Source organism: uncultured Traorella sp. (genome assembly GCF_944327115.1).
Taxonomy (GTDB): Bacteria; Bacillota_I; Bacilli_A; order Erysipelotrichales; family Erysipelotrichaceae; genus Traorella.
Genome location: NZ_CALVGS010000054.1, coordinates 1 through 24,355 on the forward strand (window position 1 = coordinate 1; position 24,355 = coordinate 24,355).

General features: G+C 41.1%; 24 protein-coding genes. 5 read left to right on the top strand and 19 right to left on the bottom strand.

Annotated features, from left to right (window positions below):
• The 6 genes from Q0K35_RS05325 to Q0K35_RS05350 all read right to left on the bottom strand — a co-directional run.
• Positions 1-340, bottom strand: a 340-nt coding sequence (locus tag Q0K35_RS05325; RefSeq protein ID WP_294561638.1) for a hypothetical protein, incomplete at its 3' end; no start/stop codon positions are given.
• A 192-nt stretch (positions 341-532) separates the two neighbouring features.
• Positions 533-1,264, bottom strand: a complete 732-nt coding sequence (locus tag Q0K35_RS05330) for an N-acetylmuramoyl-L-alanine amidase (RefSeq protein WP_294561639.1) — start codon at positions 1,262-1,264, stop codon at positions 533-535.
• A gap of 69 nt (positions 1,265-1,333) precedes the next feature.
• On the bottom strand, positions 1,334-3,028 hold the full coding sequence (locus Q0K35_RS05335; RefSeq protein ID WP_294561640.1) for a hypothetical protein: 1,695 nt from the start codon (positions 3,026-3,028) through the stop codon (positions 1,334-1,336).
• A 9-nt stretch (positions 3,029-3,037) separates the two neighbouring features.
• Entirely contained in the window at positions 3,038-4,723 is a 1,686-nt protein-coding gene (locus tag Q0K35_RS05340; RefSeq protein ID WP_294561641.1) for a proline--tRNA ligase, read from the bottom strand.
• A 10-nt stretch (positions 4,724-4,733) separates the two neighbouring features.
• Entirely contained in the window at positions 4,734-5,954 is a 1,221-nt protein-coding gene (locus tag Q0K35_RS05345) for a U32 family peptidase (RefSeq protein ID WP_294561642.1), read from the bottom strand.
• The gene (locus Q0K35_RS05350) at positions 5,951-6,838 is read right to left on the bottom strand and encodes a peptidase U32 family protein (protein WP_294561643.1); all 888 of its coding nucleotides are present in this window, start codon (positions 6,836-6,838) and stop codon (positions 5,951-5,953) included. Before Q0K35_RS05350 ends, Q0K35_RS05345 begins: the two co-directional genes overlap by 4 nt.
• A 99-nt stretch (positions 6,839-6,937) precedes the next feature.
• Here Q0K35_RS05350 and Q0K35_RS05355 point away from each other — a divergent pair, with 99 nt between their 5' ends.
• The 3 genes from Q0K35_RS05355 (at position 6,938) to Q0K35_RS05365 (ending at position 8,716) form a co-directional block, all read left to right on the top strand.
• Entirely contained in the window at positions 6,938-7,141 is a 204-nt protein-coding gene (locus Q0K35_RS05355; protein ID WP_294561644.1) for a hypothetical protein, read from the top strand.
• Positions 7,141-7,827: a class I SAM-dependent methyltransferase gene (locus Q0K35_RS05360; RefSeq protein WP_294561645.1), complete on the top strand. Its 687-nt coding sequence runs from the start codon at positions 7,141-7,143 to the stop codon at positions 7,825-7,827. The genes Q0K35_RS05355 and Q0K35_RS05360 overlap by 1 nt, the downstream gene beginning before the upstream one ends.
• 136 nt (positions 7,828-7,963) lie before the next feature.
• Positions 7,964-8,716: a class I SAM-dependent methyltransferase gene (locus Q0K35_RS05365; RefSeq protein ID WP_294561646.1), complete on the top strand. Its 753-nt coding sequence runs from the start codon at positions 7,964-7,966 to the stop codon at positions 8,714-8,716.
• 27 nt (positions 8,717-8,743) lie between these two features.
• On the opposite strand, the gene Q0K35_RS05370 is transcribed toward Q0K35_RS05365, so the two are convergent.
• Genes Q0K35_RS05370 through Q0K35_RS05380 form a run of 3 tightly spaced genes read right to left on the bottom strand, consistent with a single transcriptional unit; the run spans position 8,744 to position 10,918 of the window.
• Positions 8,744-9,283: a peptidylprolyl isomerase gene (locus Q0K35_RS05370; RefSeq protein WP_294561647.1), complete on the bottom strand. Its 540-nt coding sequence runs from the start codon at positions 9,281-9,283 to the stop codon at positions 8,744-8,746.
• Positions 9,283-10,641, bottom strand: coding sequence for a PFL family protein (locus Q0K35_RS05375; protein WP_294561648.1), 1,359 nt, complete (start codon positions 10,639-10,641; stop codon positions 9,283-9,285). The genes Q0K35_RS05370 and Q0K35_RS05375 overlap by 1 nt, the downstream gene beginning before the upstream one ends.
• A 7-nt stretch (positions 10,642-10,648) precedes the next feature.
• The gene (locus Q0K35_RS05380; protein ID WP_294561649.1) at positions 10,649-10,918 is read right to left on the bottom strand and encodes an ACT domain-containing protein; all 270 of its coding nucleotides are present in this window, start codon (positions 10,916-10,918) and stop codon (positions 10,649-10,651) included.
• A gap of 89 nt (positions 10,919-11,007) precedes the next feature.
• Here Q0K35_RS05380 and Q0K35_RS05385 point away from each other — a divergent pair, with 89 nt between their 5' ends.
• Positions 11,008-11,652 carry an HAD family phosphatase gene (locus Q0K35_RS05385; RefSeq protein ID WP_294561650.1) on the top strand — a complete coding sequence of 215 codons (645 nt, stop codon included), beginning with the start codon at positions 11,008-11,010 and terminating at the stop codon, positions 11,650-11,652.
• Between the two features lie 26 nt (positions 11,653-11,678).
• Here the strand turns inward: Q0K35_RS05385 and hemW are convergent, their stop codons facing one another.
• The 9 genes from hemW to Q0K35_RS05430 all read right to left on the bottom strand — a co-directional run bounded on the left by hemW (position 11,679) and on the right by Q0K35_RS05430 (position 22,499).
• On the bottom strand, positions 11,679-12,764 hold the full coding sequence (gene hemW, locus Q0K35_RS05390; protein WP_294561651.1) for a radical SAM family heme chaperone HemW: 1,086 nt from the start codon (positions 12,762-12,764) through the stop codon (positions 11,679-11,681).
• Positions 12,757-13,401 carry a sporulation initiation factor Spo0A C-terminal domain-containing protein gene (locus tag Q0K35_RS05395; protein WP_294561652.1) on the bottom strand — a complete coding sequence of 215 codons (645 nt, stop codon included), beginning with the start codon at positions 13,399-13,401 and terminating at the stop codon, positions 12,757-12,759. Before Q0K35_RS05395 ends, hemW begins: the two co-directional genes overlap by 8 nt.
• On the bottom strand, positions 13,398-14,021 hold the full coding sequence (locus Q0K35_RS05400) for a hypothetical protein (RefSeq protein WP_294561653.1): 624 nt from the start codon (positions 14,019-14,021) through the stop codon (positions 13,398-13,400). The genes Q0K35_RS05395 and Q0K35_RS05400 overlap by 4 nt, the downstream gene beginning before the upstream one ends.
• Positions 14,022-14,098: 77 nt before the next feature.
• Entirely contained in the window at positions 14,099-15,901 is a 1,803-nt protein-coding gene (gene lepA, locus Q0K35_RS05405) for a translation elongation factor 4 (RefSeq protein ID WP_294561654.1), read from the bottom strand.
• Between the two features lie 252 nt (positions 15,902-16,153).
• Positions 16,154-17,083 (bottom strand): bifunctional oligoribonuclease/PAP phosphatase NrnA, encoded by a 930-nt coding sequence (locus Q0K35_RS05410; protein WP_294561655.1) that lies wholly within the window; start codon positions 17,081-17,083, stop codon positions 16,154-16,156.
• Between the two features lies 1 nt (position 17,084).
• Positions 17,085-18,281, bottom strand: a complete 1,197-nt coding sequence (locus tag Q0K35_RS05415; protein WP_294561656.1) for an acetate kinase — start codon at positions 18,279-18,281, stop codon at positions 17,085-17,087.
• 12 nt (positions 18,282-18,293) lie between these two features.
• A complete protein-coding gene (gene ylxM / locus Q0K35_RS05420; protein WP_294561657.1) occupies positions 18,294-18,605 on the bottom strand; it encodes a YlxM family DNA-binding protein in 312 nt (103 codons plus the stop codon).
• Entirely contained in the window at positions 18,592-19,569 is a 978-nt protein-coding gene (gene ftsY / locus Q0K35_RS05425) for a signal recognition particle-docking protein FtsY (protein ID WP_294561658.1), read from the bottom strand. The genes ylxM and ftsY overlap by 14 nt, the downstream gene beginning before the upstream one ends.
• Positions 19,569-22,499: a chromosome segregation protein SMC gene (locus Q0K35_RS05430; protein WP_294561659.1), complete on the bottom strand. Its 2,931-nt coding sequence runs from the start codon at positions 22,497-22,499 to the stop codon at positions 19,569-19,571. The genes ftsY and Q0K35_RS05430 overlap by 1 nt, the downstream gene beginning before the upstream one ends.
• Positions 22,500-22,787: 288 nt before the next feature.
• Between Q0K35_RS05430 and Q0K35_RS05435 the strand changes: the two genes are divergently transcribed.
• Positions 22,788-23,486 (top strand): hemolysin III family protein, encoded by a 699-nt coding sequence (locus tag Q0K35_RS05435; RefSeq protein WP_294561660.1) that lies wholly within the window; start codon positions 22,788-22,790, stop codon positions 23,484-23,486.
• Here the strand turns inward: Q0K35_RS05435 and Q0K35_RS05440 are convergent.
• Complete coding sequence (locus Q0K35_RS05440) at positions 23,483-24,343, bottom strand: tyrosine-type recombinase/integrase (protein WP_294561661.1); 861 nt, start codon at positions 24,341-24,343, stop codon at positions 23,483-23,485. The two genes, Q0K35_RS05435 and Q0K35_RS05440, sit on opposite strands and share 4 nt — an antisense overlap.
• Positions 24,344-24,355 lie beyond the last annotated feature (12 nt).

Genomic DNA, 24,355 nt, shown 5'->3' on the forward strand with positions numbered 1-24,355 from the left:
CTAATTTTGTTTCCTTTTCTTTGATCTTCATTTTGATCCTCTTCATTCTCTTGTCTGTTTTCCTGATAAGATTGTTATTCAAGGAAGCATTCGCTTTTAACAAGGCCTTGGCTTCATGGGTGGCAGAGAGAGGGATATAGTCACTGAGATGAAACTGCTTTTTAAGAAGCTGATGAAGCTCGCTGTCCTTGAACGAGGCTCCCTTATAGGCACGATCGTAAAGATATTTATAGGCCTTATGAAGAACACGGTTATAGACTCTCAGATCATGAAGAATGATGTTCTTCAGATCAGGGAATTCACGGTAATAGAAACGGTTGGAAAGAGAAAAGACTTTCATGATGCCTCCTTGAAAGAAAAAAGAGAATTTACACAGATATTATATCATAATAGTAACTATAATGATATTATAATTTAAAATTAATTAAACATAATATCATAATATAAAGTATAATTAACTTTTTTCAATCTCTTTCATTATCTTTCTGCCCATCAAAATTGAAATTTCCTAATATACAAAAAAAAGCTGATGCTACGCATCGGCTTTTATTTGCGACATGATCCCATCAACGATCGCATGACATAACAACGCCTGTGTATTCTCTCCAGTCAGATATGACACATCATCGGCATTTGATAAAAAACCCATTTCAACGATAACACATGGAAGCGTATTATACGTCAAAAGATGAAATTGTCCAGTCTTGACGCCACGACTGACTAGTGCCGGACTGAGCGTTTCCAGTTGGGCATTAATTGCTTCGGCAAGCGCTAAAGAATCACTTTGTGACAGATTGACATAAATCTCACTTCCCTTTACATTTTCCGGATCTTCCTCCGAAATATTACAATGAAGCGAAACCATCAGCTGCGCCTGTGCCGCGGCAGCTATATCCAGCCTTGCCTGTAAATCTTCCACATTGTCATCAGGCCAGCTGATCTCATCACTATCCCGGGTCAGGACGACATGGATTCCATTTTCCTCAAGCAAATCTCTTACATTCATTGAAATTTCAAGATTCAGCTCTTTCTCTACGACACCATTCTCAGAGCTGCTTCCATTGTCATAACCGCCATGACCCGGATCGATGACAACGATTGGACGATCGTCCTGAGGCTCATAGGTATTGACATTTTCGGAAGCATTTCCCTCCTGAAAAACAGGGACATCCGGCATCATAAAGGAAAATAAAACAAGGATCAGCAGGCATATAAAACCAATAGAAGCTGATAAGATCAGATTTTGTTGTGTTCTTTTTTTCAATTTCTTCACCATTCTTATTCTACCACATTCACTTAAGAATTATTTAAGAAAAATCCTGATTTTTTTAAATCAGGATTTCTGAATAAATTCTAACAGCTGTTTTGCACCTTCCTGAATGCCACTGCGATCTTCCTTTGAGAATCCTAAATGCGTAAAAATCTCACCTACGAAAATATTATTTTTATATAAGCATTCAAATACTTCATCGATCAATGGCTGACAGATTTCCTGTTTCTGCATCGGACCGAATGGGTTTGCGAAATACGTTCTTGACAGACCGACTTCCTGTGTCGTACCTAAGGCCATACGCTGTCCCTGAATACAGATCTTTTTAATTTCCTCTGGATCATCAATACGGCGCAGTCCCAGCTCCTTGTCATAGTTGTTGGCATAAGCAAATAAATCAATCTTATGATTATGTGCTACGATATCATAGCTTGCAGCCGGTGTGATGACACGGGCATTTGAGCTGTCCGGATTTAAGAATACCGAACGATCCATATCACGATAAGGGGTACCTTTATCCAAATCATCCAAGCGGATAAACGCACCGATCTCTGTTCCCTGACCATAAGGAATGCCATCTTCAATGTGGATCGTACCCATATCATCAAATACTACTTCGATGTTGCTGATGACTTCATCACCTAATGAACGCAGCGCTTCGATCGATTCGCTCTTTCCTGCTCCGGAATCTCCCATCAGCATGATTCCTTTTTTCTTGCCGTCACGCAGCGTAACATTAACAAAAGCACCATGGATCGGCAGCCAGCCTCTTTGCATCATCGCCAGATTATGAAGCGTCAGACTCATCTTCTTGATATATCCGAAATATTCGATCTTCTGTGAATATGAAACCGAACCGATCCAGATATCATTCTTTTCATCATGATGGAAGGTCGTTTCATTCAAACCGTCCTGATTACCAAACAGCACGATACAATCCGGTTTATGCGTACATTCTTCAGCTGTCGCAATTTCAAACAGATTCGCAAGCGAAACACCGCTGCACATAAAGTCACGATGGAAATAAACAAAGCATAAAAGACGTCCGATCTTGATCGGCATACAGAACCATTCTTTCGGTGTTCCCTTGAAAACAGCAATCGGATTGTCGGCTCTTTCCGTAAACATACCTTCACGCTTGTTGCTTCTTGTCGTCAGCATCAATGGTGTCCTTAACATGATGCTGTCGATCATCGGTATCCGCTTTAAGCACTCATATTCCTCCGGAAGACGTGTATGCGGGATCCTTACTGCCGCAGCAGCATTTGTTCCGGACTGCAATTGACGATAGATCTTATTTTTTCTGCCCTGGACCTTTTCTTCGATATGACGATAGGTATCCCGTATCAGACGGTTAAAATTAGAATCATTCGTAATATAGTTTACAGCTGTTGACGTTTGTCCGTTTCCGATATAAGTGATGGAAAAACGCTGATGATGCTTCCAAAAATCATAAAATTCCTCAATAAATTCAAGCAGCTGATCTTTATCATTCAAATAATAGTTGTCAATTTCATTACACTCAAAAACACTCATCAGACGAAAGCATCTTGTAATTTCAACCTTCGCTTCCCGAACGGTCTTGCCATTCAAGATCCAGTTATACAGATCTCTGTTCGTTTCCTTTAAGCTTTCAATGAAAATCTCCGTTATATTGCGAAATTCCGGTGAATTTAAAAGCTCAGCCGTACTTCTTACATAAGAAGCACTGAAATTCAGAATAGCCACCTGTTCATTCATGTAAATTGATTCTTTCATGTAAACCTCCTATTTCTTGAATCGTTCCAATAATTCCTCAACGCTCATTTCCTCTTTCAAAGAAGTTGCACGTGTCGTACACTCAACAATCCTTTCACCTGCCCTGCGTCCGATCGTAATACGATAAGGCAGACCAATCAGATCCATATCCTTGAATTTGACACCGGCACGCTCATCCCGGTCATCCAGCAAAACATCATAGCCCATCTTCTGAAACTTGTCATAAAGCTCAAGCGACAACTCTTTCTGGGCCTCATCCTTATTGCTGACAAGCACGATACCAATTTCAAAAGGAGCAATGCTTTCAGGCCAGATGATACCATTTTCATCGTTGTGCTGCTCAACGACAGCTGCCAGGCATCTGCCCAGCCCGATGCCGTAACAGCCCATCTGTACCGGATGCAGCTGATTGTTCGCATCAAGATAATTCAAGCCCATGGTTTTTGAATACTTATCGCCAAGCTTAAAAGTATTGCCAATTTCGATTCCCTTCGTAAAAGACAGCTTCTTTCCGCAGCACGGACAGACATCGTTTTCTGTGATCACAGAGATATCACCGATAAGATCTGCCTTGAAATCCTTCAAATTCACATTTTTTAAATGCGTATCCGTCTTATTGGCCCCACAGATGAAATTTTTCATTTTGGTCACTTCCTGATCCATGACGATCTTTACGTTTTCCAAGCCGACAGGACCGGCAAAGCCCACAGCGGCATGAGTCAGCATTTCCACATCCTCAAAAGACGCCATTTCCATTTCACTCGCATGCAGCAGCTTCAAGGCCTTTGTTTCATTCAGTTCACGGTTTCCCTTCAACAAGAATGCCACAAACTCATCAGAAACCTTATAAAGAAGCGTCTTCACAAAGCGGTCGGCATCTGTGTTCATAAATGCCGCAACTTCATCGATCGTCTTCGCATTCGGAGTCGATACCTCCTCCATCACACCCTCTTCTTCATCAGATACGCTTTCTGAAACGACTACCGGTGCAACCTCCAGATTACTTGAAAAATCACAGGAATCGCACTGTACGATCACATCTTCACCGATATCACAGGTCGCCTGGAATTCTTCACTTAAAAGACCTCCCATCACGCCCAGATCGGCATTAACGATCTTATAAGTAAGATCCATGCGATCAAAGATACGCTTATAAGCCTCAAACATTTTCTGGTAAGAAACTTCCAAGCCATCTAAATCGGTATCAAAAGAATAAGCATCCTTCATGATAAATTCGCGCACACGTATGAGTCCGTAACGCGGACGTGTTTCATCACGAAACTTTGTCTGAATCTGATATAAATTATATGGGAAATCCTTATAAGAAGAACCATCCATGCTTGCCGCAACGGTAAAAAGCTCTTCATGGGTAGGACCTAAGACATAATTTTTCTGATAGCGGTCTTTCAAAGAAAACATATTGCTGCCGAAATTCTCACGGCGACCGCTTTTTTCATAAACCTCTTCCATGATCAGCGTCGGCATCAAAAGCTCCTGGGCACCTGTCGCATTCATTTCCTCACGGATGATATTTTCAATCTTATTTAAAACAAGCTTGCCCATTGGCATGATCATATAAATACCATTACTTGTTTTCTTGATCATTCCGGCTCTCACCAGAAGATTTCCACTTACACTTTCTTCATCTTTCGCATTTTCTCTTAATGTATAAAAGAAGCTTTCACTTAATTTCATATTCTTCTCCTTAATATATGTGTCGATCCGATTTATCAACGATCTTACGGATCATATCATTTTCTTTCACTTCAAAATCAATTCTTGTTTTCAATAGCTGCATCGGCTTATTCGCAACATCCACTTCAATTCCATTTTCATCAAAGCAGGGATTTAAGATCATAGGGCGTGTATAATCCGGTCCGAAGACCTCAACAGGTATCTTCATTTCAAAATGATTCTTTACCTGAATCAAAGCCATATGCGTTGTTTTATCATATTCCAGGATCGAAGCAATATATTCTTGGGTCACACCCGCTCCATTGACACCATACAGCTGGTCAGATGCCTTTGGCAAGCCTTCATAGAAACCGTTGGCCGTCGGCCGGTTTTCACTTCTTGAAAGCTCATCCAGAATCATCTTCATTTTCTCATCATCCAAACTCTGTTCATAAACGGCATCGATCAGCATACGATAGGCACGAACGACCGTTGCCAGATAATAAGGCGATTTCATGCGTCCTTCGATCTTTAAAGAAGCAATATCCGCATCGATCAGATCCGGAATATAAGAAGCCGCCATCAGATCCTTGCTGCTCATGGAAAATAAATGCTTTTCATCATGAATGAACTGATCTTTTTCCAACAACCGATATTTCCATCGGCAGCTTTGGGCACATCCGCCACGATTGGCATCACGTGTGGTCATATGATTGGAAAGCGTACAGCGTCCGGAATAAGAAATGCACATACCGCCATGAATAAATACTTCAAGCGGCAGTGAGGCATGCTTTGCTACGCTTTTGATCTGATCAAGGCTGCACTCTCTTGCCAATACGACACGATCGGCCTGCTCACTTTTCCAAAAATCAACAGCTTTGGAATTGGTCGTTGAATGCTGGGTACTGATATGGACCTCCAGCTTCTTCGCAACCCTTTTAGCGCAGCGTACCACGCTCAAAGAAGCACAGATGATGGCATGGACACCGATCCTTTCCAAGGCCATTAAATATTGTTCCAACTCCTCTAAATCATCTTCATGAGGAATGATATTGACCGTCACATGCACATGCGCACCATGTGCCTTCGCAAACCTGACGCCCTCTTCAATGGCCTCTAAATCAAAATTAGAAGCACGAGAACGCAAGGAGAACTGCTTTCCGCCAATATATACCGCATCTGCACCATACAGCACGGCAATCTTCAATCGTTCAAGATCTCCTGCCGGAGCAAGCAATTCAATCTTTTTCATTGCCCCGCCTCCTTGACAAGAGTTGTCTTTTTATACATAAACCCTTCACTGAAAGCATATTCAGGATAGGCCTGCCGATAATGCTGATAACAAGCTTCACCATCGATCTCACCCGAAAGGATGTGATGAATATCATGGGCGGCCTGAAAGATCATCTCTTCATCCAAATGAATTCCCTCAATTCTGAAATCACAGTTTTCCAATTCCTTAAGCTTAGAAAACATACAAAAAACGGTTCCGCTTAAAATAAATGTGCCAGTTTCATCCTGAAAGATCGGCATTTTCTCATCACGCGTTTCCTCCATCAGATAAAGATCCTTAGAAGCACTGCGATCCTCTAAACCGCAAAACTCAAAATAACTCGATAAAAGCTTACGCCTGGAATGCATCATTACATTATACCCAAACACGCTGACTTCACAGCCCTGGCAGCGGCTCAAAATATGTTTCATATCATCAAGCGTGATTTCTCTTGCCAATACCACACGATCGATCCCCAAGCGAAGATATTCATTGGCATCCTGGCTGCTGGCAATCAAGGTCGTCGGCTGATAGATCAACATATCTTCCATCTTCATTTCTTTGGCCATCCAATAGACACCCATATCCGCAAAATAAATACGATCGATCTTGTTATCTTTACAAAAAAGCAACGCATCCTGAAATCGACCAAGATCGTCTTCCATGACAAAATTCAACATATTGACACCCACTTCTAATCCTAAATCATGGGCCTGCTTTACTATTTCTTTCAAATCTTCCATCCTGTACACCCTTGCGGGCCTTGCCGATACATGGGGCAATGAAACGATGATCCGGTCGATCCCACATGCAGCATAACGATCAAGATGATTGATTTCAAGACAGTCGCTGATCAATTTCATTCTACTCGCTCCTTCCGATTGTATTATTATACTGTTTTTAGGCAAAATTGTATAGAAGGTTTCCAAAATTTTGTGTACAATATTGTTAGAGGTGGTATCATGAAATTTAAATATGAAGACGAATATCTAGCCGAATGTAAACAAATCGAAGAAAATGAATGTTGCCCCTACTGCGGCCGTAAGGCACTCATCCACTGTACCGATGACGATTATTTTTTTGCCTGTAAAGCCTGCGGACATCGTTTTGAATTTGACGGCGAATATGCGGAGGAGTTGGCATACTACTTAGCCAGCAGGCAATAATGAGTACGATCCATCAATGGGATCAGGCAGCAAATAGCTACCTTGACAGTCAGGAAGCAAGCAATCACGCCAAAAAGAACCGAGAAATCGTCATGAAACGCTTCAGTGATCTAAAAAATAAAAAAGTTTTAGATCTTGGCTGTGGTTATGGATGGTATACCCACTACTTCAGTAGCATTCATGCCGATGTGATCGGGGTTGATGGTTCCTCATCGATGATCAAGCTTGCGAAAGAAAAATATCCTTCTCTTCAATTTGATGTATATGATATTGAGCAGCCGCTTCCCTATCCGGATAACAGTTTTGATCTGGTTTTCTGTACTCCGGTCCTTATTGCTGTCATAAAAATTACTTCTGTCATACAAGAAGTTCAACGTATCACAAAAGACAAGGGGCTTTTCTATCTTTCCATCACTCATCCGGCCTTTTATGATGGTGAATGGCTCTGTGATGAAAATGGATATAAATCAGCAAAGGTAATGGAAAACTATTTATCAGAAACCAGCTATGATAATGAATTCTGGGGCAAGACCAAACATTATCATCGTCCTCTTTCCACATACCTCAATCTTTTGAGCGACCATCATTTCCGACTTATTCACATGGAAGAACCTCGTATTTATGATAATACGAAACAATCTTCTGAAATACCTTTATTTATTATGATGGAATTTGAGAAATTATAGTAAAAATCCTTGATCAAAAGGATTTTTTTCATATTTTTAAATCAAAGACCAAATATAGATTTCAATAATTATATGCAAGTCTTCTTATAGTAAAACAGAACAAATGATATTATAATGTTCTATAAAGGAGTTTTATATGAAAAAATATACCGAAATCAATTCAAAAACGATCGATAAATGGTGTGAAGATGGCTGGGAATGGGGCAAGCCTATCAGCCATGAAACCTATCAAAAAGCTTTAGATGGCGAATGGAATGTATTATTAACACCTACAAGATTTGTACCTCATGAGTGGTTTGGCCATCTAAAAGGTAAAAAAGTATTAGGACTGGCAAGCGGTGGCGGTCAGCAGATGCCAATCTTTCAGGCACTTGGGACCCACTGCACCGTTTTGGATTATTCCAAGAAGCAATGTGAAAGTGAAAGATTTGTTGCCCAAAGAGAAGGTTATATGATTGATATCTTATGTAAAGATATGACTGATGGACTTCCTTTTGAGGATGAAACTTTTGATCTCATTTTCCATCCTGTATCGAACTGTTATGTTGAAGATGTACAATCCATCTTTAAGGAATGCTATCGAGTCTTAAAAAAGGGCGGCAGTTTTCTTGGAGGCTATGACATCGGTATCAACTATATTTTTGATGATGAAGAAAAAACGATTGCCTATGCCCTGCCATTCAATCCTTTAAAAGATAAAAAGCTCTATGATGACAGCCTAAAAAATGATTGGGGTCTCCAATTCTCACATACGCTTGAAGAACAAATCGGCGGACAGCTTCAGGCCGGTTTTCAATTATGTGATCTATATGAAGATACTAATGGTGAAGGCAATCTGCACGATCATCATATTCCTACCTTTATCGCAACACGCTGTATTAAAAAGTGAACCCTCATCAAAGAAGGTTCACTTTTATCATGCCAGATATTTCTTTACAGGTTGAGGTTGACAATCGTGATATTCAATTTTGACCGTCTCGATGATTTCATCATCTTTAGGACGCTTGATAACCACATTTTCTTCCTCACAAGGTACATCCACAAGTTCTGCATGTTCAATTCGCTGAATCTCTTCAAAACCACTGATCACTTTACCAATCATCGCAAACTTCTGATTCAAATGCGTTACATGATCAGAAAGGGTGATAAAGAAACAGCTGGGAACCGATATCTTATCACCATCTCCCGCCAGTCCTACACAATAGGCATCAAATTTGTGTCTTTCATCGTGAAATTCACCATCACAGACATATTGATAAAATTCACCTTTCGTTGTTTCATCACACCATGGCTGAAGTACAAAGCCGGGCACCACACGTTCAATAGGCATCTTGTCAAAAGCATGATGTTCGATTGCCTCCATCAGACCACTGATCGAATTTGGAGCATGTTCATAAAACAGTTCAATTTTAATTTCCTGATGATTATTCATCACGATAGTCATTACCGGATTCATTAGTTTTTCAAGCTCTGCATCGGTGCAGGAATCTTGCCTCCGCGATCAATCATGACCTGACAGCTGCCTTCATTGACCTTCATGATCGGTCCGCTTCCTAAAAGACCTCCAAATTCAAGTTCTTCACCGGCAGCCTTGCCAATGGCCGGAATCAGACGTACTGCTGTTGTCTTGGAATTCACCATACCGATGGCAGCTTCATCCGCAATGATACCGCTGATCGTAGAAGCCGGTGTATCCCCCGGAACAACGATCATATCCAATCCTACGCTGCATACTGCTGTCATTGCTTCCAGTTTTTCAAGCGTTAAAGCACCGCTGCGGGCAGCCTTGATCATACCGGCATCTTCACTGACCGGAATAAAAGCACCTGATAAACCACCTACACTGCTGCTGGCCATCACACCGCCTTTTTTAACGGCATCATTCAGCATCGCCAAACAAGCCGTCGTACCATGTACACCACAGCTGGAAAGACCCATTTCCTCTAAGATATATGCAACCGAATCACCCACAGCCGGTGTTGGTGCCAATGACAAGTCAACGATGCCAAACGGTACATGCAGGCGGCGACTTGCTTCACTGCCCACCAATTGACCCATACGCGTGATCTTAAAAGCTGTTTTCTTGACGATATCGGCAATTTCATTCATCGGCAGATCTTTCGGTGCCTTAGCCAACGCACTGCGCACCACACCCGGTCCGCTGACACCTACATTGATGACGCAATCTCCTTCACCTACACCATGAAAGGCTCCTGCCATGAACGGATTATCCTCTGGAGCATTACAGAAGACAACCAGCTTCGCAGCCCCGATACAATCTTTTTCCTTTGTCATTTCAGCGGCTTCCACGATCTTTTCACCCATCAGCTTGACCGCATCCATATTGATACCGGCCTTCGTGCTTCCGATATTGACCGAGGAACAAACATGATCCGTCATCGCCAACGCTCTGGGAATCGAATCGATCAATTCTAAATCACCTGCACTAAATCCCTTTTGAACCAAAGCACTATAACCGCCAATAAAGTTTACCCCTAGTTCATTGGCACACTTTTCAAGCGTTAAGGCATACTTTACCGGATCGCCCCCACTGACACCTGCCAGAATCGCAATCGGCGTCACAGAGATACGTTTGTTGATGATAGGAATTCCATATTCCTTCTCAATATCACAGCCAACAGCGACAAGATCCTTCGCCAATCGTGTAATTTTCTGATAAATCTTTTCACATGAACGATCGATATCGCTATCCGCACAATCAATCAATGAAATACCCATCGTAATCGTACGGACATCCAGATCCTCTTCATCGATCATCTTGATCGTTTCTAATATTTCACTTGCATTCAACATAACTCACCTATATCTTATGCATCGAATTGAAGATATCCTCATGCATCACATGAATCTTCAACTGATTTTCCTCTCCAAATTGACTCATATGGTCAACAAAATCCTTAAAGTCCACATTAATCTTGCGAATATCAATCATCATGATCATGACAAACATATCCTGCATGATATTCTGACTCACTTCAAGAATATTGGCATTTACCTTGGCACATTCACCCGATACCTTCGCTAAGATGCCTCGGTTATCCTTGCCCAAAACACTGATAACAGCTTTCATATTTTCACCTCGGTATATATCATACACATTTTTTACTTATTTTTCTATCCTTTCTGTCAGAATTATTGTAAAATAAAAACGGTGATTTTATGATAAAAGCAGTCTTATTTGACTTTGATGGTGTCATCTGTGACACTGAACCTCAATTTTTTGAGTATAAATTAAAAAAGATGAATGAAATGGGATTCCCGGTAACCCGTGAATTTCTTTTAAAAAGAATCGGCGAAAGCTTCCGAGTCATGTTTCCTCGTGAATTTAAGGTCAAAGATCCTGAAAAATACATCAATGAATATTATTCAGGTGTCGGACACTCCATTACCGATTATAAAAAGCTGATGTTTCCGGAACTCACCGATCTTTTGGAATACTGTACCAGGAAACATCTCATCTGCGCCATTACCTCAAATTCCAAACATGAACGTCTTGAAGCAGCACTTAAAGAGATGGAAATCGATAAATACTTCTATCGTGTCTATTCCAATGAAAGCTTAGGGGTCGCTAAACCAAATCCACTATTTTATACCAAAGTCCTTGAGGACCTGCACCTGTCTTGCGAAGAAGCAGTCGTGATCGAAGATTCTGTTCATGGCATTGCTGCCGCAAAAGATGCTGGTATCTATACGATCGCTAAAAAAGAAAACTATTTCCATATCGATCAATCATATGCCGATACCCAGATCGATCAGTTGACAGAAGTCATTGACATCATTGAAAAAAAGAACCAGTCAAAATAAAGCACCAAGGATCAGATCCTTGGTGCTTATTCCATAAAATCAATTAAAATACTATTCAGTATGGCCCATCCCTCACACGTACATCGAAGATGACCATTCATGATCTCTAAATGATTGCTCCTGACATGCTTTTCGATCGCTTCATGAAAGACTTTCCTTAAATCTTCATGAAAAACAAGATTGAACCTTTCTAAAGAAACCCCTTGCTTCATCCTTAATCCCATCATGATCATTTCAAACATCTCATCTGCCTTAGTAAGCTTTGTTTCTTCTCGCTTTAATGTACCCTTTATATAATCATTCAAACGAAACGGCCAATGATAATAAATATGCTCTTCCTTGCCATAAGCACCTGCACCGATTCCAATAAAATCATCATATTTCCAATAGGCACTATTATGGCGGCTATATCTTCCATAACGACAAAAATTAGAAATTTCATACTGTTCAAAACCAAATGATTCTAAAACACGGATACCTTCAAAATACATCTTCTCATCCAATTCATCACTCACCTTTTCAATCTTTTTTCTTCCAAAAGCACTATTTTCTTCAATTGTAAGTGAATAAATGGATACATGTGAGATTTTTTTATTTGAAGCAATCTGTTTTAGATCCGCTAACCAGATATCAAGACTTTGCGTCGGGAGTCCATAAATCATATCCACACTGATATTTTCAATCCCACATGCATGGATCTCATCAATCTTAGAAAAAATATCTGAAGCGCTGTGATGACGTTCAATGATCTGAATCAGATGATCATTAAGTGACTGAACTCCCAGTGAAATGCGATTGACACCGTGCTCTTTCAAAAGCATGATTTTATCTTTTGTAAGATTTTCGATGTTGGCTTCGATCGTATATTCGACAGGCTTAAAACAATCACAGGCAGATAAAAGGATCTCTAATTCATCGTATGACAATGAGGTGGGCGTTCCCCCACCGATATATAAGGTTTGGATCGGTTCATTCTTTCTGTCTTGAATGTCTTTAATGATCACATCCAGCCATCTTGATGTTAAAAGAGGATGCTTCTTACATCTTTCAAAATCACAATAGGCACAAATCGAATCACAGAAAGGAACATGGATATACATGGCATTACTCATACTGACACTCCCTAAAACATGCATCGACAAATTTCGCATTGCTCAACAAAGAACCGCTGGCATTGATAGCCAAACGAAGATTTTTTTCCACACGACTGCTCGTCGTATGATGTTTCTTTGCTATTGTATCATAGACATCCTTCATGCGAAAGCTGGCATGTTCATTTTCAATATAATATAAGATAGCGCTTTGTAAATAATCAAAGCCCTTGAGATGGGCAGACACACCTCTTTTTAAACATATCTTTTCAATTCTCTCATAGATGGACAGCTTCATCTTATCATGATCATTCATCATACGTAATAAAAGGAGATACAAGCCTTCATCCGTGATCTGGTAATCACACTGATAATCCAGATGAAATTTTAAGATGCTTTCGATCAGATCGTCTGTATATTCATTTAAGACACAGATACTTTTTATATTTAATTTCATACATATCTTTTCAAAAGACTCTAAGCGAGGACATTCATCATGATTCAGATCATAGATCATGACATCGATCTTCAGATCCCTGATTTCCTCCATACGCTCCATTGATAATTCATAAATCAACAGTTCATGATCAAAACTATATAAATTCCATATTTTTTGAATCAACATCTCATTTTTCACATCATACCCTATTTTTATCATAATACTCCTTTATAAACATGCTTCTTTCCGATCTTATGGCAGCCAAGAATTCCTAAATCACACATTCTTGACAAATGTAAGCGTGCTGTTTCATAGCTGACATGCAGCTTGTTTTGATAAGTTTCGATATCAAAATAGGTCTGTGCTTCATGTTCATAGAAAATTTGCTGTTTTTTTGTAAGAAAGCTCATCTTATGCTCATAGTTTATCACTTTCATCAAAGAATGGTGCTCCAAATGCTCAAGCCATTCTAAAAAGGATTTCGTGATATTTTCTTCAAAACTATAAATATAATCAAAAGTTTGAAGATATTTTTCAGATAAATGATATCGTTGCAGGCATTTCAAGCATTTATCAGGTTCATTTCTTAACATGAAGATCTGGATCATGGGATGTAAGAAATCATCGTGATGCTTCATATGCCGATGCATCAGCTCTTCGATCCTGGCTGTTAAGACAATGGAGATCCTTTGTCCGTGAAAATTAAAATAGATGCGAAACTGATTACGATATTTCTCTATTTCATCGAGGATCAAATGACTTCCCGCCACATCAAAATCATTTCTGATTTCTTCAATAGAAGCATAATACTCGTCGGTATATTTCTGTATGAGTTTCATATAAAAATTTTATCATATTTAAAGAGCATTTGAAGATTTTCGACATTTTATTACAAAAAAAGGGATCTTTGTCCCTTTTATTCATCATCAACCGAAAGAATTGCCATGAAAGCTTCCTGTGGCACTTCTACCGAACCTACCTGCTTCATACGCTTCTTTCCTTCTTTTTGTTTTTCCAAAAGCTTTTTCTTACGGGTAATATCCCCACCGTAACATTTTGCCAAGACATTTTTACGTAACGCCGAGATATTCGTACGGGCAATGATCTTACCGTTCAGGGCTGCCTGTATCGGAATTTCAAACTGCTGACGTGGAATCAGCTTACGGAGCTTTTCACATAAAGCCTTGCCGCGATTATATGCAAAATCCTTATGGACGATACTGCTTAATGCATCGACTACTTCTCCATTTAATAAGATATCCATCTTGGCCAATTTGCTGACGCGATAGCCGCTGAGCTCATAGTCAAAGGAAGCATAACCTCTTGATACGGATTTTAAACGGTCAAAGAAATCATAAACGATCTCTCCCAAAGGCAGCTGATATATGATCGATACCCGGCTGTCATCCAAATAGATCATATCTTCATAGATACCTCGTTTATTCTGAGCAACTTCCATGACTGCTCCGATATATTCCTTTGGACACATGATCGTTGCCTTTACAAAAGGTTCTTCGATACTTTCGATTCGCTGGACTTCCGGAAGCTGTGAAGGATTATCAATATGTATCTGCGTACCATCTGTCAGATTGACATGGTAAACAACGCTGGGTGCCGTAGCTATGATATCAATATTAAATTCTCTTTCGATACGCTCCTGGATGACATCCATGTGCAAAAGGCCTAAAAAGCCGCAGCGAAATCCAAAACCTAGGGCCTGTGAGGTTTCAGCCTCAAACTGCAAGGAAGCATCATTAAGCTGTAATTTCTCCAAAGCATCACGTAAATCATTATAGCGATTGCTTTCTACCGGATATAAGCCACAGTAAACCATCGGATTTAACTCACGGTATCCTGCTAGCGGCTCAATGGCCGAGGCATCTTTTAATGTGATCGTATCACCGACACGTACATCTTTGATATTTTTTATGGAAGCTGCAATCCAGCCAACCTCTCCGCATACCAGACAATCCTTTTTGATTTCTTTAGGTGTGCGAATACCGCATTCCAGCACTTCATATTCAGCACCGGTTGCCATGAACTTCATCGTATCGCCGACCTTGATCATACCTTCCTTGATACAAACCTGTACGATGACACCTCGGTAAGCATCATAAGCACTATCAAATACGAGTGCTTTTAAACGGTTATGACGATCCCCCTTAGGCGGTGGCACAAGCTTTACGATCTGTTCCAGCACCTCATGTACATTCAAACCGCTTTTAGCGCTGATCAACGGAGCATTGTGGGCATCCAGTCCGATCACATTTTCAATTTCTTCGATCACACGTTCGGGATCCGCACTCGCCAAATCAATCTTATTGATGACCGGCAGGATCTCGAGATCATTATCTAATGCCAGATAAACATTGGCCAGCGTCTGTGCTTCAATTCCCTGCGCCGCATCAACGACCAGCACAGCCCCCTCACAGGCAGCCAGTGAACGAGATACCTCATAAGTAAAATCGACATGTCCGGGCGTATCAATCAAATGAAAGGTATAGGTTTCGCCATCATCTGCCTTATAATTCAGCGTAACGGCATTTAATTTGATCGTAATACCTCTTTCCCTTTCAAGATCCATTGTATCGAGCAGCTGATCCTTCATTTCACGAAGAGCCACTGTATCTGTCATTTCAAGTATGCGATCCGCAAGTGTAGATTTTCCATGGTCAATATGAGCAATAATAGAAAAATTACGAATTTTACTCTGATCCATTCAATCCCTCCAATTCACTCACCTATTATAAAGAAAACAAAAGAAATAAGCAATAAAAAAGAGATTTGAGTTGGTACCAAATCTCCCCTTTCACAAAATAGTAAACATTGACAGACATTTCAGACATTTTATTTCGATTCGTTTATAATACTTCTATACATCAAAGATATTCATTAGACAAGCTGCATGCATGAACGATAATGTCTAGATATTCTTGCATTATTTTTTTATTATTTATAAAAAAAGCCAGAATTACTTCTGACTTTCATGCATACGATCGATCAGCTCCTGATTAGCTTTTTGAATATCTTCAAGCGTAAGATTTTTAGCGCCGCTGGCAAAATTATGACCACCACCGCCAAAATGAGCTGCAATATCATTTAAAACCGTTCTTTTCGATCTGAAGGAAGCCGCATAGTTTCCTTCCGGCTGTTCGGTATATAAAACATAAGATTCGATCTCATCGACATTGGCCATGACATTGACCTTCTCTTTTGCTTTTTCGTATGTTATGCCATATTTTTCATAATCAGCTTTATTGACAACGATATAAGCAAGTGAATCCTTATAGATCACTTTGCTGCGAAGATAATTTTCAAACCCATATTCCTTCAGATTGATCGAAAACATCTTTAAGTTGCACTTTTGAATGTCCACTCCAAAGCTGACCAGATATGAAGCAGCTTTCAATGAGCGCTCGCTGACCGTCGGTATTGAAAATTTCTGTGAATCTGTCAACAGGCCGCAATACAGATAAGTCGCTGTTTCTAATGTCAGTGTTTCATGATGATCCATGAACATCTGGGCAATCACTTCACAGGCGGCACATGTCGTATCATCGACGATATTCAGATCACCGTAGCTATCAACCACAGGATGATGATCGATCTTGATGACCTTTGCACATTGATCCCAGCCTTCACCATCGATCCTTTCACGATTTGACGTATCACAAATGATGGCCAGTGCTTTTGAAAAATCAATGCTTTCCTGATCACAATCCGGGAAAAAAGAATTTGGTGTATCTTTGCCGATCGCAACTACTTTTTTATCCGGCCATTTATTTTTGATCCAGCTTTTCATGCCAAACTGGCTTCCTTTGGCATCCCCATCCGGCAAGATATGACGATAGATGCAGATCGTATCAAACTGTTCAATAAGCTCTATGATTTGATCCAGCATATTAAAATCCTAAGATACGGTATGTATCTCTTGCAATCACAAGCTCTTCGTTTGTCGGAACGACATAAACGTCAACCTTGCTGTCATCGTTGCTGATCTTTGCTTCTTTGCCATGAATCTGATCATTCAGCTCGGAATTGATGCTTAAGCCAAGTCCTTCCTTCAGAGCATCTAAGATCAAACCTCTGAGATGGGAATCATTTTCACCTAAACCGGCCGTAAAGGAAATCGCATCCACATGTCCTAACTGCATCACATAACCACCGATCACATTGATGACACGGTTTACATACAGCTTCAGTGTCAAAATCGCTCTTTCATTTCCTTCATGATATGCCTTTTCAATATCGCGGGCATCACTGGAAATACCGCTGATACCTAACATACCCGATTTCTTATTGAAAGCCGTATCCAGCTCATCCGGCGTCATGCCTGCCTGACGTGCCATATAAACACCTACGGCCGGGTCGATATCACCACAGCGTGTACCCATCATGATACCTCCAAGTGGTGTAAGACCCATGGAAGTATTCACGCAGACACCACCATCAACAGCACTGATCGACGCACCATTTCCTAAATGGCAGGTAATGATCTTCGTATCTTTGATATCCTTGCCCATCAGCTCGGCAGTACGCTGCGAAATATACTGGTGGCTCGTTCCATGCGCTCCGTATTTTCTTACCTTGTAATCCGTGTACCATTCATATGGCAGTGGATATAAGAAGCTTTCCGGCTTCATCGTCTGATGGAAAGCCGTATCAAACACAAAGACGTGAGAGATTTGTGGCAATGCTGCCTTAAACGCACGATATCCGATCAAATGAGCCGGATTGTGAAGCGGTGCCAAAGGTGCCAGTTCTTCAACCTTATTGACAACATCCTCATCAACCAAAGCACTTCCCTTAAAATAATCACCGCCCTGGACGATACGATGTCCTGCACCCTTGATCTCATCCAGACTTTCTACGACCTTGTAATCCACAAGAGCCTTTAAAAGCAGATCAACTGCAACCGCATGATCCGGAATCGGAAGATTCTGCACATGCTTTTCCCCATTGACCTTGATCGTAAAGATACCTTCTTCTAATCCGATCCTCTCGGCATTGCCGCTTGTCAGAACTGTTTCTGAAGGCATGTCGAAGAGCTGAAACTTTAAGCTTGAGCTTCCTGCATTCACTGAAATAATTTTTGTCATGTCATCCTCCTACTAATCTAAATCTTCAATTTTTTCTAAATACTGATTGACTTCTTTGATATTCAGCTTTCTTATTTTATCATAAATTTGCTTTCTTGAATGATATTTCTCAATTAAATGCATCTTTTTTTCATATTCGATCAGCATTTTCTCACTTCTTTTGATTGTATCCAGTACCGCTGCCCGACTGATTTCATAATTTTCAGAAATCTCTGATAAAGAAAGATCCTCTTTAAAATAGAGATCGCAGATATCCTGCTGCTTCTGCGTTAATAAAATGCCATACCAGTCAAGATATTCATTCATTTCCTCAGTTTTCTTCATGGTCGATAAATCCCTTGCCGATCGAATAAAGATAGCTTTCGAGATCAAATGGCTTTAAATCCTCCAATTGTTCGCCAAGTCCGATAAATTTCACGCCAAGATGAAGCTGGTCTTTGATCGCAATGACGATACCGCCCTTTGCGGTACCATCTAATTTTGTCAGCACGACACCGCTCAGATCTGCCGCTTCATTAAATATTTCGGCCTGTGATAAGCCGTTCTGTCCGGTAGTCGCATCCAGCACGAGCCACGTTTCATGAGGTGCCCCTTCGATTTCCTTGCCGACCACCCGCCGCATCTTTGCCAGCTCATTCATCAGATTCACCTTATTCTGAAGCCTTCCGGCCGTATCACAGATCAAAATATCCATCTGATGCTCTTTGGCATAGCGGCAGCCATCAACAAGCACACTGCTAGGATCTGCATTTTCCCTGCCTTTGACACATGGAATATTTAACATCTCGGCCCATTGGGCCAGCTGATCGACCGCTCCGGCACGGAAGGTATCCGCTGCAGCAAGACAGACGCTTTTATCCTGAGCCATAAAATAGTTGGCCAGCTTGGCGGCCGTTGTCGTCTTACCGCTGCCGTTCACACCGACCATCATGATGACCGTTACGCCCTCTTTATTTTCATTAAACGGCTTCTCGTCCTCCTGCGTATAAAGATCGCTCAATACCTCGATCAGACATTCCTCGATCTGATCCGCGCTCTTCAATTTTTGATCCAAGGCCCTGTTTTCAACCTCATCAACAACTTTCTGGGCTGTATGGATCCCCAGATCCGCCTCCAAAAGAACCATCATCAGCTCCTCTAAAAACTCTTCATTGACGCCCGCAAAATTTAAGGACAGCCTGCGGATCTTTTCCGAAAAGCTGTTCCTGCTTTTCTCAAGACCGCTTAAATAACGGTCATGATCCTTTTTTGAAGAAAAAGAATTTTTTAATTTTGAAAGAAATCCCATTATTGACCTCCCTTTTCATCGATATAATCCAAAGCTTCGCTCAATTGAACACGCAGCAAGGAGCTGACACCCTTCTGCTTCATCGTCACCCCATATAAAGCATCACATTGCTCCATCGTACCCGGACGATGCGTTACGACGATAAACTGTGAGCCCTCTTTAAATTGAGAGATATACTTCGCAAAACGCTCTACATTTGCCGTATCCAATGCTGCCTCAACCTCATCAAAGACACAAAGCGGCATCACGCAGGCTCTAAGGATCGAAAAGAGCACACAAATGGCAACCAGGCTCTTTTCACCACCGCTCAAAAGCGTCAGATTCTGAATATTCTTGCCCGGTGGCTGCACATCGATATCGATACCGGTATTCAGGATATCATTCGGATCCACCAGCTTCAAGGAAGCTCTTCCTCCGCCAAACAGCTTCTTAAATTCATCATTGAGCTGGGCATTGATCGCATCAAAGCTTTCCTTAAACTGCTTGATCATGATCTCATCCATCTCATCGATCGCTTCTAAGATCTTATTTTTCGCATTCACAAGATCTTCCTTCTGACGTGTCAAAAATTCATAACGCGATGAAACCTCTTCATATTGGCTCGGTGCTTCAAGATTGATATTGCCTAAAGCCGCAATTTCATTTCTGAGCTCCAACACCCGCTTTTTCGCTTCTGACGTATCCTGGTCGATCTTTTGCGTTCTCGCAAACTCATAGGTCATCTCATAATGCGTACTCAATCGATGCAAGGCATTTTCCAGATTGGCCTCCGCTTTTGCCTTTTCAACCTCCACATCTTTCTGCTGTGTATTGATCACATTGCTTTCCCGCCGGATTTGACGGATCTGCATATCGATCCTTTCCGACTCATTGCCGGCCTTCATCCTTCTTTCACGCTTGATCTTGATCTGTGAAGTGATTTCATCACGCTTCTTATAAGCTTCTGACAGCTGTGATATCAGCGTATCCTCATGGGATACCTCGATCGTATCACCCTTTGGTGCCAATTCTTCATACTGGACACGTAAGGAATCCATCTTTGATTTTTTGGCGTCAACGACCGGAGTCAGGGTCGCCAGGTCGATCTGAAGCTGCACGATCTCACCGGAGATGGCTTCTCGTTTTGAATTTAAAGAAGTGATCTTGGAATCAAGCTCGCTGACTTCATGCTGCTGCTTTTCTATCTTTTCTTTCACATCATGCAATTCTTTTTTCAGCGTCATCGGTGATGACTGGCTTCTCGAACGTCCGCCGCTCATCGAACCGTCACGATTGACCGTTTCGCCATCCATCGTAACGATCTTATATTTATAGCGCAAGGCTTTCGCCAGCTCATTGGCATTGGCCAGCGTGTCACATACCAGCACATTGCCCAATAAATAGCTGTTTAAGATCTCATAGATCGGATCACAGTCCACAAATTCACTGGCAACCCCTAAATAACCACTCATATTCTCACAAATGATCTGATGCTCCTTATTGAGCACCCTTTCACGACATACGCTCAACGGCAGAAACGTCGCTCTTCCCGACTGATTTTTCTTAAGATAAGTAATCGCATGACGGGCACTCATTTCATCCTCACAAACGATATGATACATCGCTCCTGCAATCGCACTGCTGATGGCCTGTTCATAAGAATCATGGGGCTTCAAAACTAAAGAAACCACACCCAGGATGCCCATGAAGGAATCCTTGGCACTCATGATCGTCTGTACGCCCTGCTGATGATTAAACGGCGAAGAAACAAGATTTTCCAATACCGAAGAACGGTTTTTCAACCTGTTTAGATACGCACTCTGTTCCTGAAACTTATCCCGGTACTTATTCAACTGTTCCAGCAGGCCGCGATCCTGTTCCTGCTTGGCCGCAAAATTTACTTTCAATTCATTGACACGCTTCTGACGATCCTCATACTCATACGTCACTTCTTCCAGCATCGCTTTGATTTCTTTCAGCTTATCCTCATTGGTCGCTGTCTGAAGGGCATATTTCCGCTTCTCATCAATTTCGGTCTTGCTGGCCTCAAGCCGCTGGATCTCATTCATCACACTGACAAAGCTTTCCTGCAGCTTGTTGATCTCCTGATCCAGCTGGCTCATTTCTTTTTTCAGATCAAGATTCCTGGCTTCGCCCACACCGATCGTCGTTTCATGGATCGCTTTTCTTGATTCCAGTTCAAAGGCCTGCTTCTTCAATTCCTCGATCTTCTGTGTCAGCGTTTCGATCTCATCCACCAAAACACTGATTTCGATCGTCTCCAGCTCTTTTTTCTTCTCCAGATATAAAGCTGCCTTCTTGGCCTGCCGTTTCAATGGATTGACCTGTCTTTCCAGCTCCAGCAAAATATCTTCCAGACGATCCAGATTTTCCTGGGTACGATTCAGTTTTCCTAAAGACTCATTCTTTCTTTTCTTATACTTCGAAACGCCCGCCGCCTCTTCAAAAAGACCCCGGCGGTCCTCCGGTTTGCTTTCCACAAAATTAGAAACCGTTCCTTGAGATATGATGCTCAGTGAATCCCTTCCTAATCCCGTATCCGCAATCAGATCTCTCACATCCTTTAAACGGCAAGGTGTTTTATTGATGAAATACTCACCTTCACCCGTATTGCGATGCAGACGACGCGTAATTTCCACCTCTTCATAATCTACATGAAGATAATGCTTCGAATTATCCAAAACCAGCGTCACCTCGGCTACATTGACCGGTTTGCGCGTATCTGTCCCATTAAAGATCACATCGCTCATTTTTTCACCGCGCAAGCTTTTTACCGATTGTTCACCCAATGCCCACCTCAGTGCATCTGTAATATTACTTTTACCACAGCCATTCGGACCTACGATTCCCACCACTTCACTGTCAAAGTTAATAATCGTCTTGTCCGCAAATGATTTAAATCCCTGCAGTTCTATCCTTTTTAGAAACATAGATCCCTCCGTTTGACTTAACTATAAAATTATAACATATTTCGACCATAAAAGAAGTACACTTTCATCTTTTCATCCTATAAATTTCATCTGTGATGTGCATGAACCCTCTCCAACAGAACATCATCCGTGTCATTCCATATACAAAAGAAGATCATCCTTGCTTTCTGGTTTTGTATATATCTAGTATCAAATACTAGATTTTATGTTTTTTAAGACAATATAAAGTAAATGTATGGTACAATATCTTCTATCTGGTGTATAATATTGAAAAGCGAGGTTTTATTTATGGAAAACAAAAAAACGATCAGTCCGGATGATGCAATGAACCACAGCGGTTCTATGAAAAATCTGATCCAGCTCAGTTTTGGTGAAGAAGTAGGAAATGCCATCACTCATGGAGTCATGGCCGTCATCTGCCTTTTCCTGCTTCCTGTCGCAGCCATCAAGGCATATCTGGAAGGCGGTGCTTTACAGGCAGCGGGAACCAGTATCTTTATCATATCGATTTTTATGATGTTTTTAGTTTCCTGTCTTTACCACTCAATGAAATATGAAACACCCCAGAAAACGATCTTTCGGATCCTTGACCACTGTTTCATCTATGTCGCCATTGCCGGAAGCTATACGCCGATTGCATTATGCATCATCGAAGGCTGGCAGGGATTATTGATTTTGATCCTTCAATGGGCCATGGTCTTGGCCGGTGTCCTTTATAAATCCATTGCCCGTCGTTCTTATCCAAAGATCAGCGTCACGATTTATCTGATCATGGGCTGGATCGCTGTTTTGTTTATTCCGCTTCTATTAAGAAAAGCCAGTGCGATCTTTTTGGCGCTCATTGTTTTAGGCGGTATTTTCTATTCAATCGGAACGCTTTTCTATAAAAAACAATATAATAAAAAATATTATCATATGATCTGGCATTTCTTTATCAATGCAGGCGCTATTTCACATATGATCGCCATCATCTTTTTTCTGCGTTAGATCAAATTACGGGGATTTTTATCTATCAGGATCTTTTTTTGCTGATTATTGCTGATATGGGTATAGATTTGGGTCGTCGTGATCGAGCTGTGACCCAAGATATATTGGATATTGCGAATATCTACCTCTTCTTGAAGCAATAAGGAAGCAAAAGTATGACGAAACATATGAGGTGTCATCGGCGTGCTGATCTGCGCATGATCGCCTGCCTTATGAATAAGATTGCGAATGCTTTGCTCCGACATTTTCTGATCATATTTATTGGTGAAGTAATATTCGCTCTTTTTTTGTATTTTCTCATAATTTTTTAATGAATGTACGACCTTTTCTCCCAAATAGATCACCCGTTCCTTTTTACCTTTGCCATGGACCCGGATCATGCCTTCATGCAGATCCACATCTTCTTTTTTCAAGGAACACAGCTCCGATACCCGTATGCCCGTCGATATCAGGATATCTAATATTGCGATATCACGCTCTTTACCGCTGTATGACATGGATGCAAACAGCTGTTTCAAATGGTCGGTCGCAATCGTTTTAGGAAGGCTTTTTTCTTCTTTAATACGGTAACGGATCTTACGAAGCGGATTGATATCGATCAGATCCTCATATTCACCATAACAAAAATATGCATGCAAAGAAGCCAGTTTCCGTTTCACCGTTTTGGCTTCATATCGTTCATTCAGAAAGCGTATATAGCTGACAAGACCTGCTTTATCATCTTCAAGCTTTTCCATGCCCATATAGTCATAATATTGATTCAGATCAATGCGATAAGCCTTGAGCGTATGCATGCTGAGCCGTTTGTTTTCACATTCTTCTAAATAATTACATAAATGCTTTCGTTCTAATTTCATATGATTTCCTCC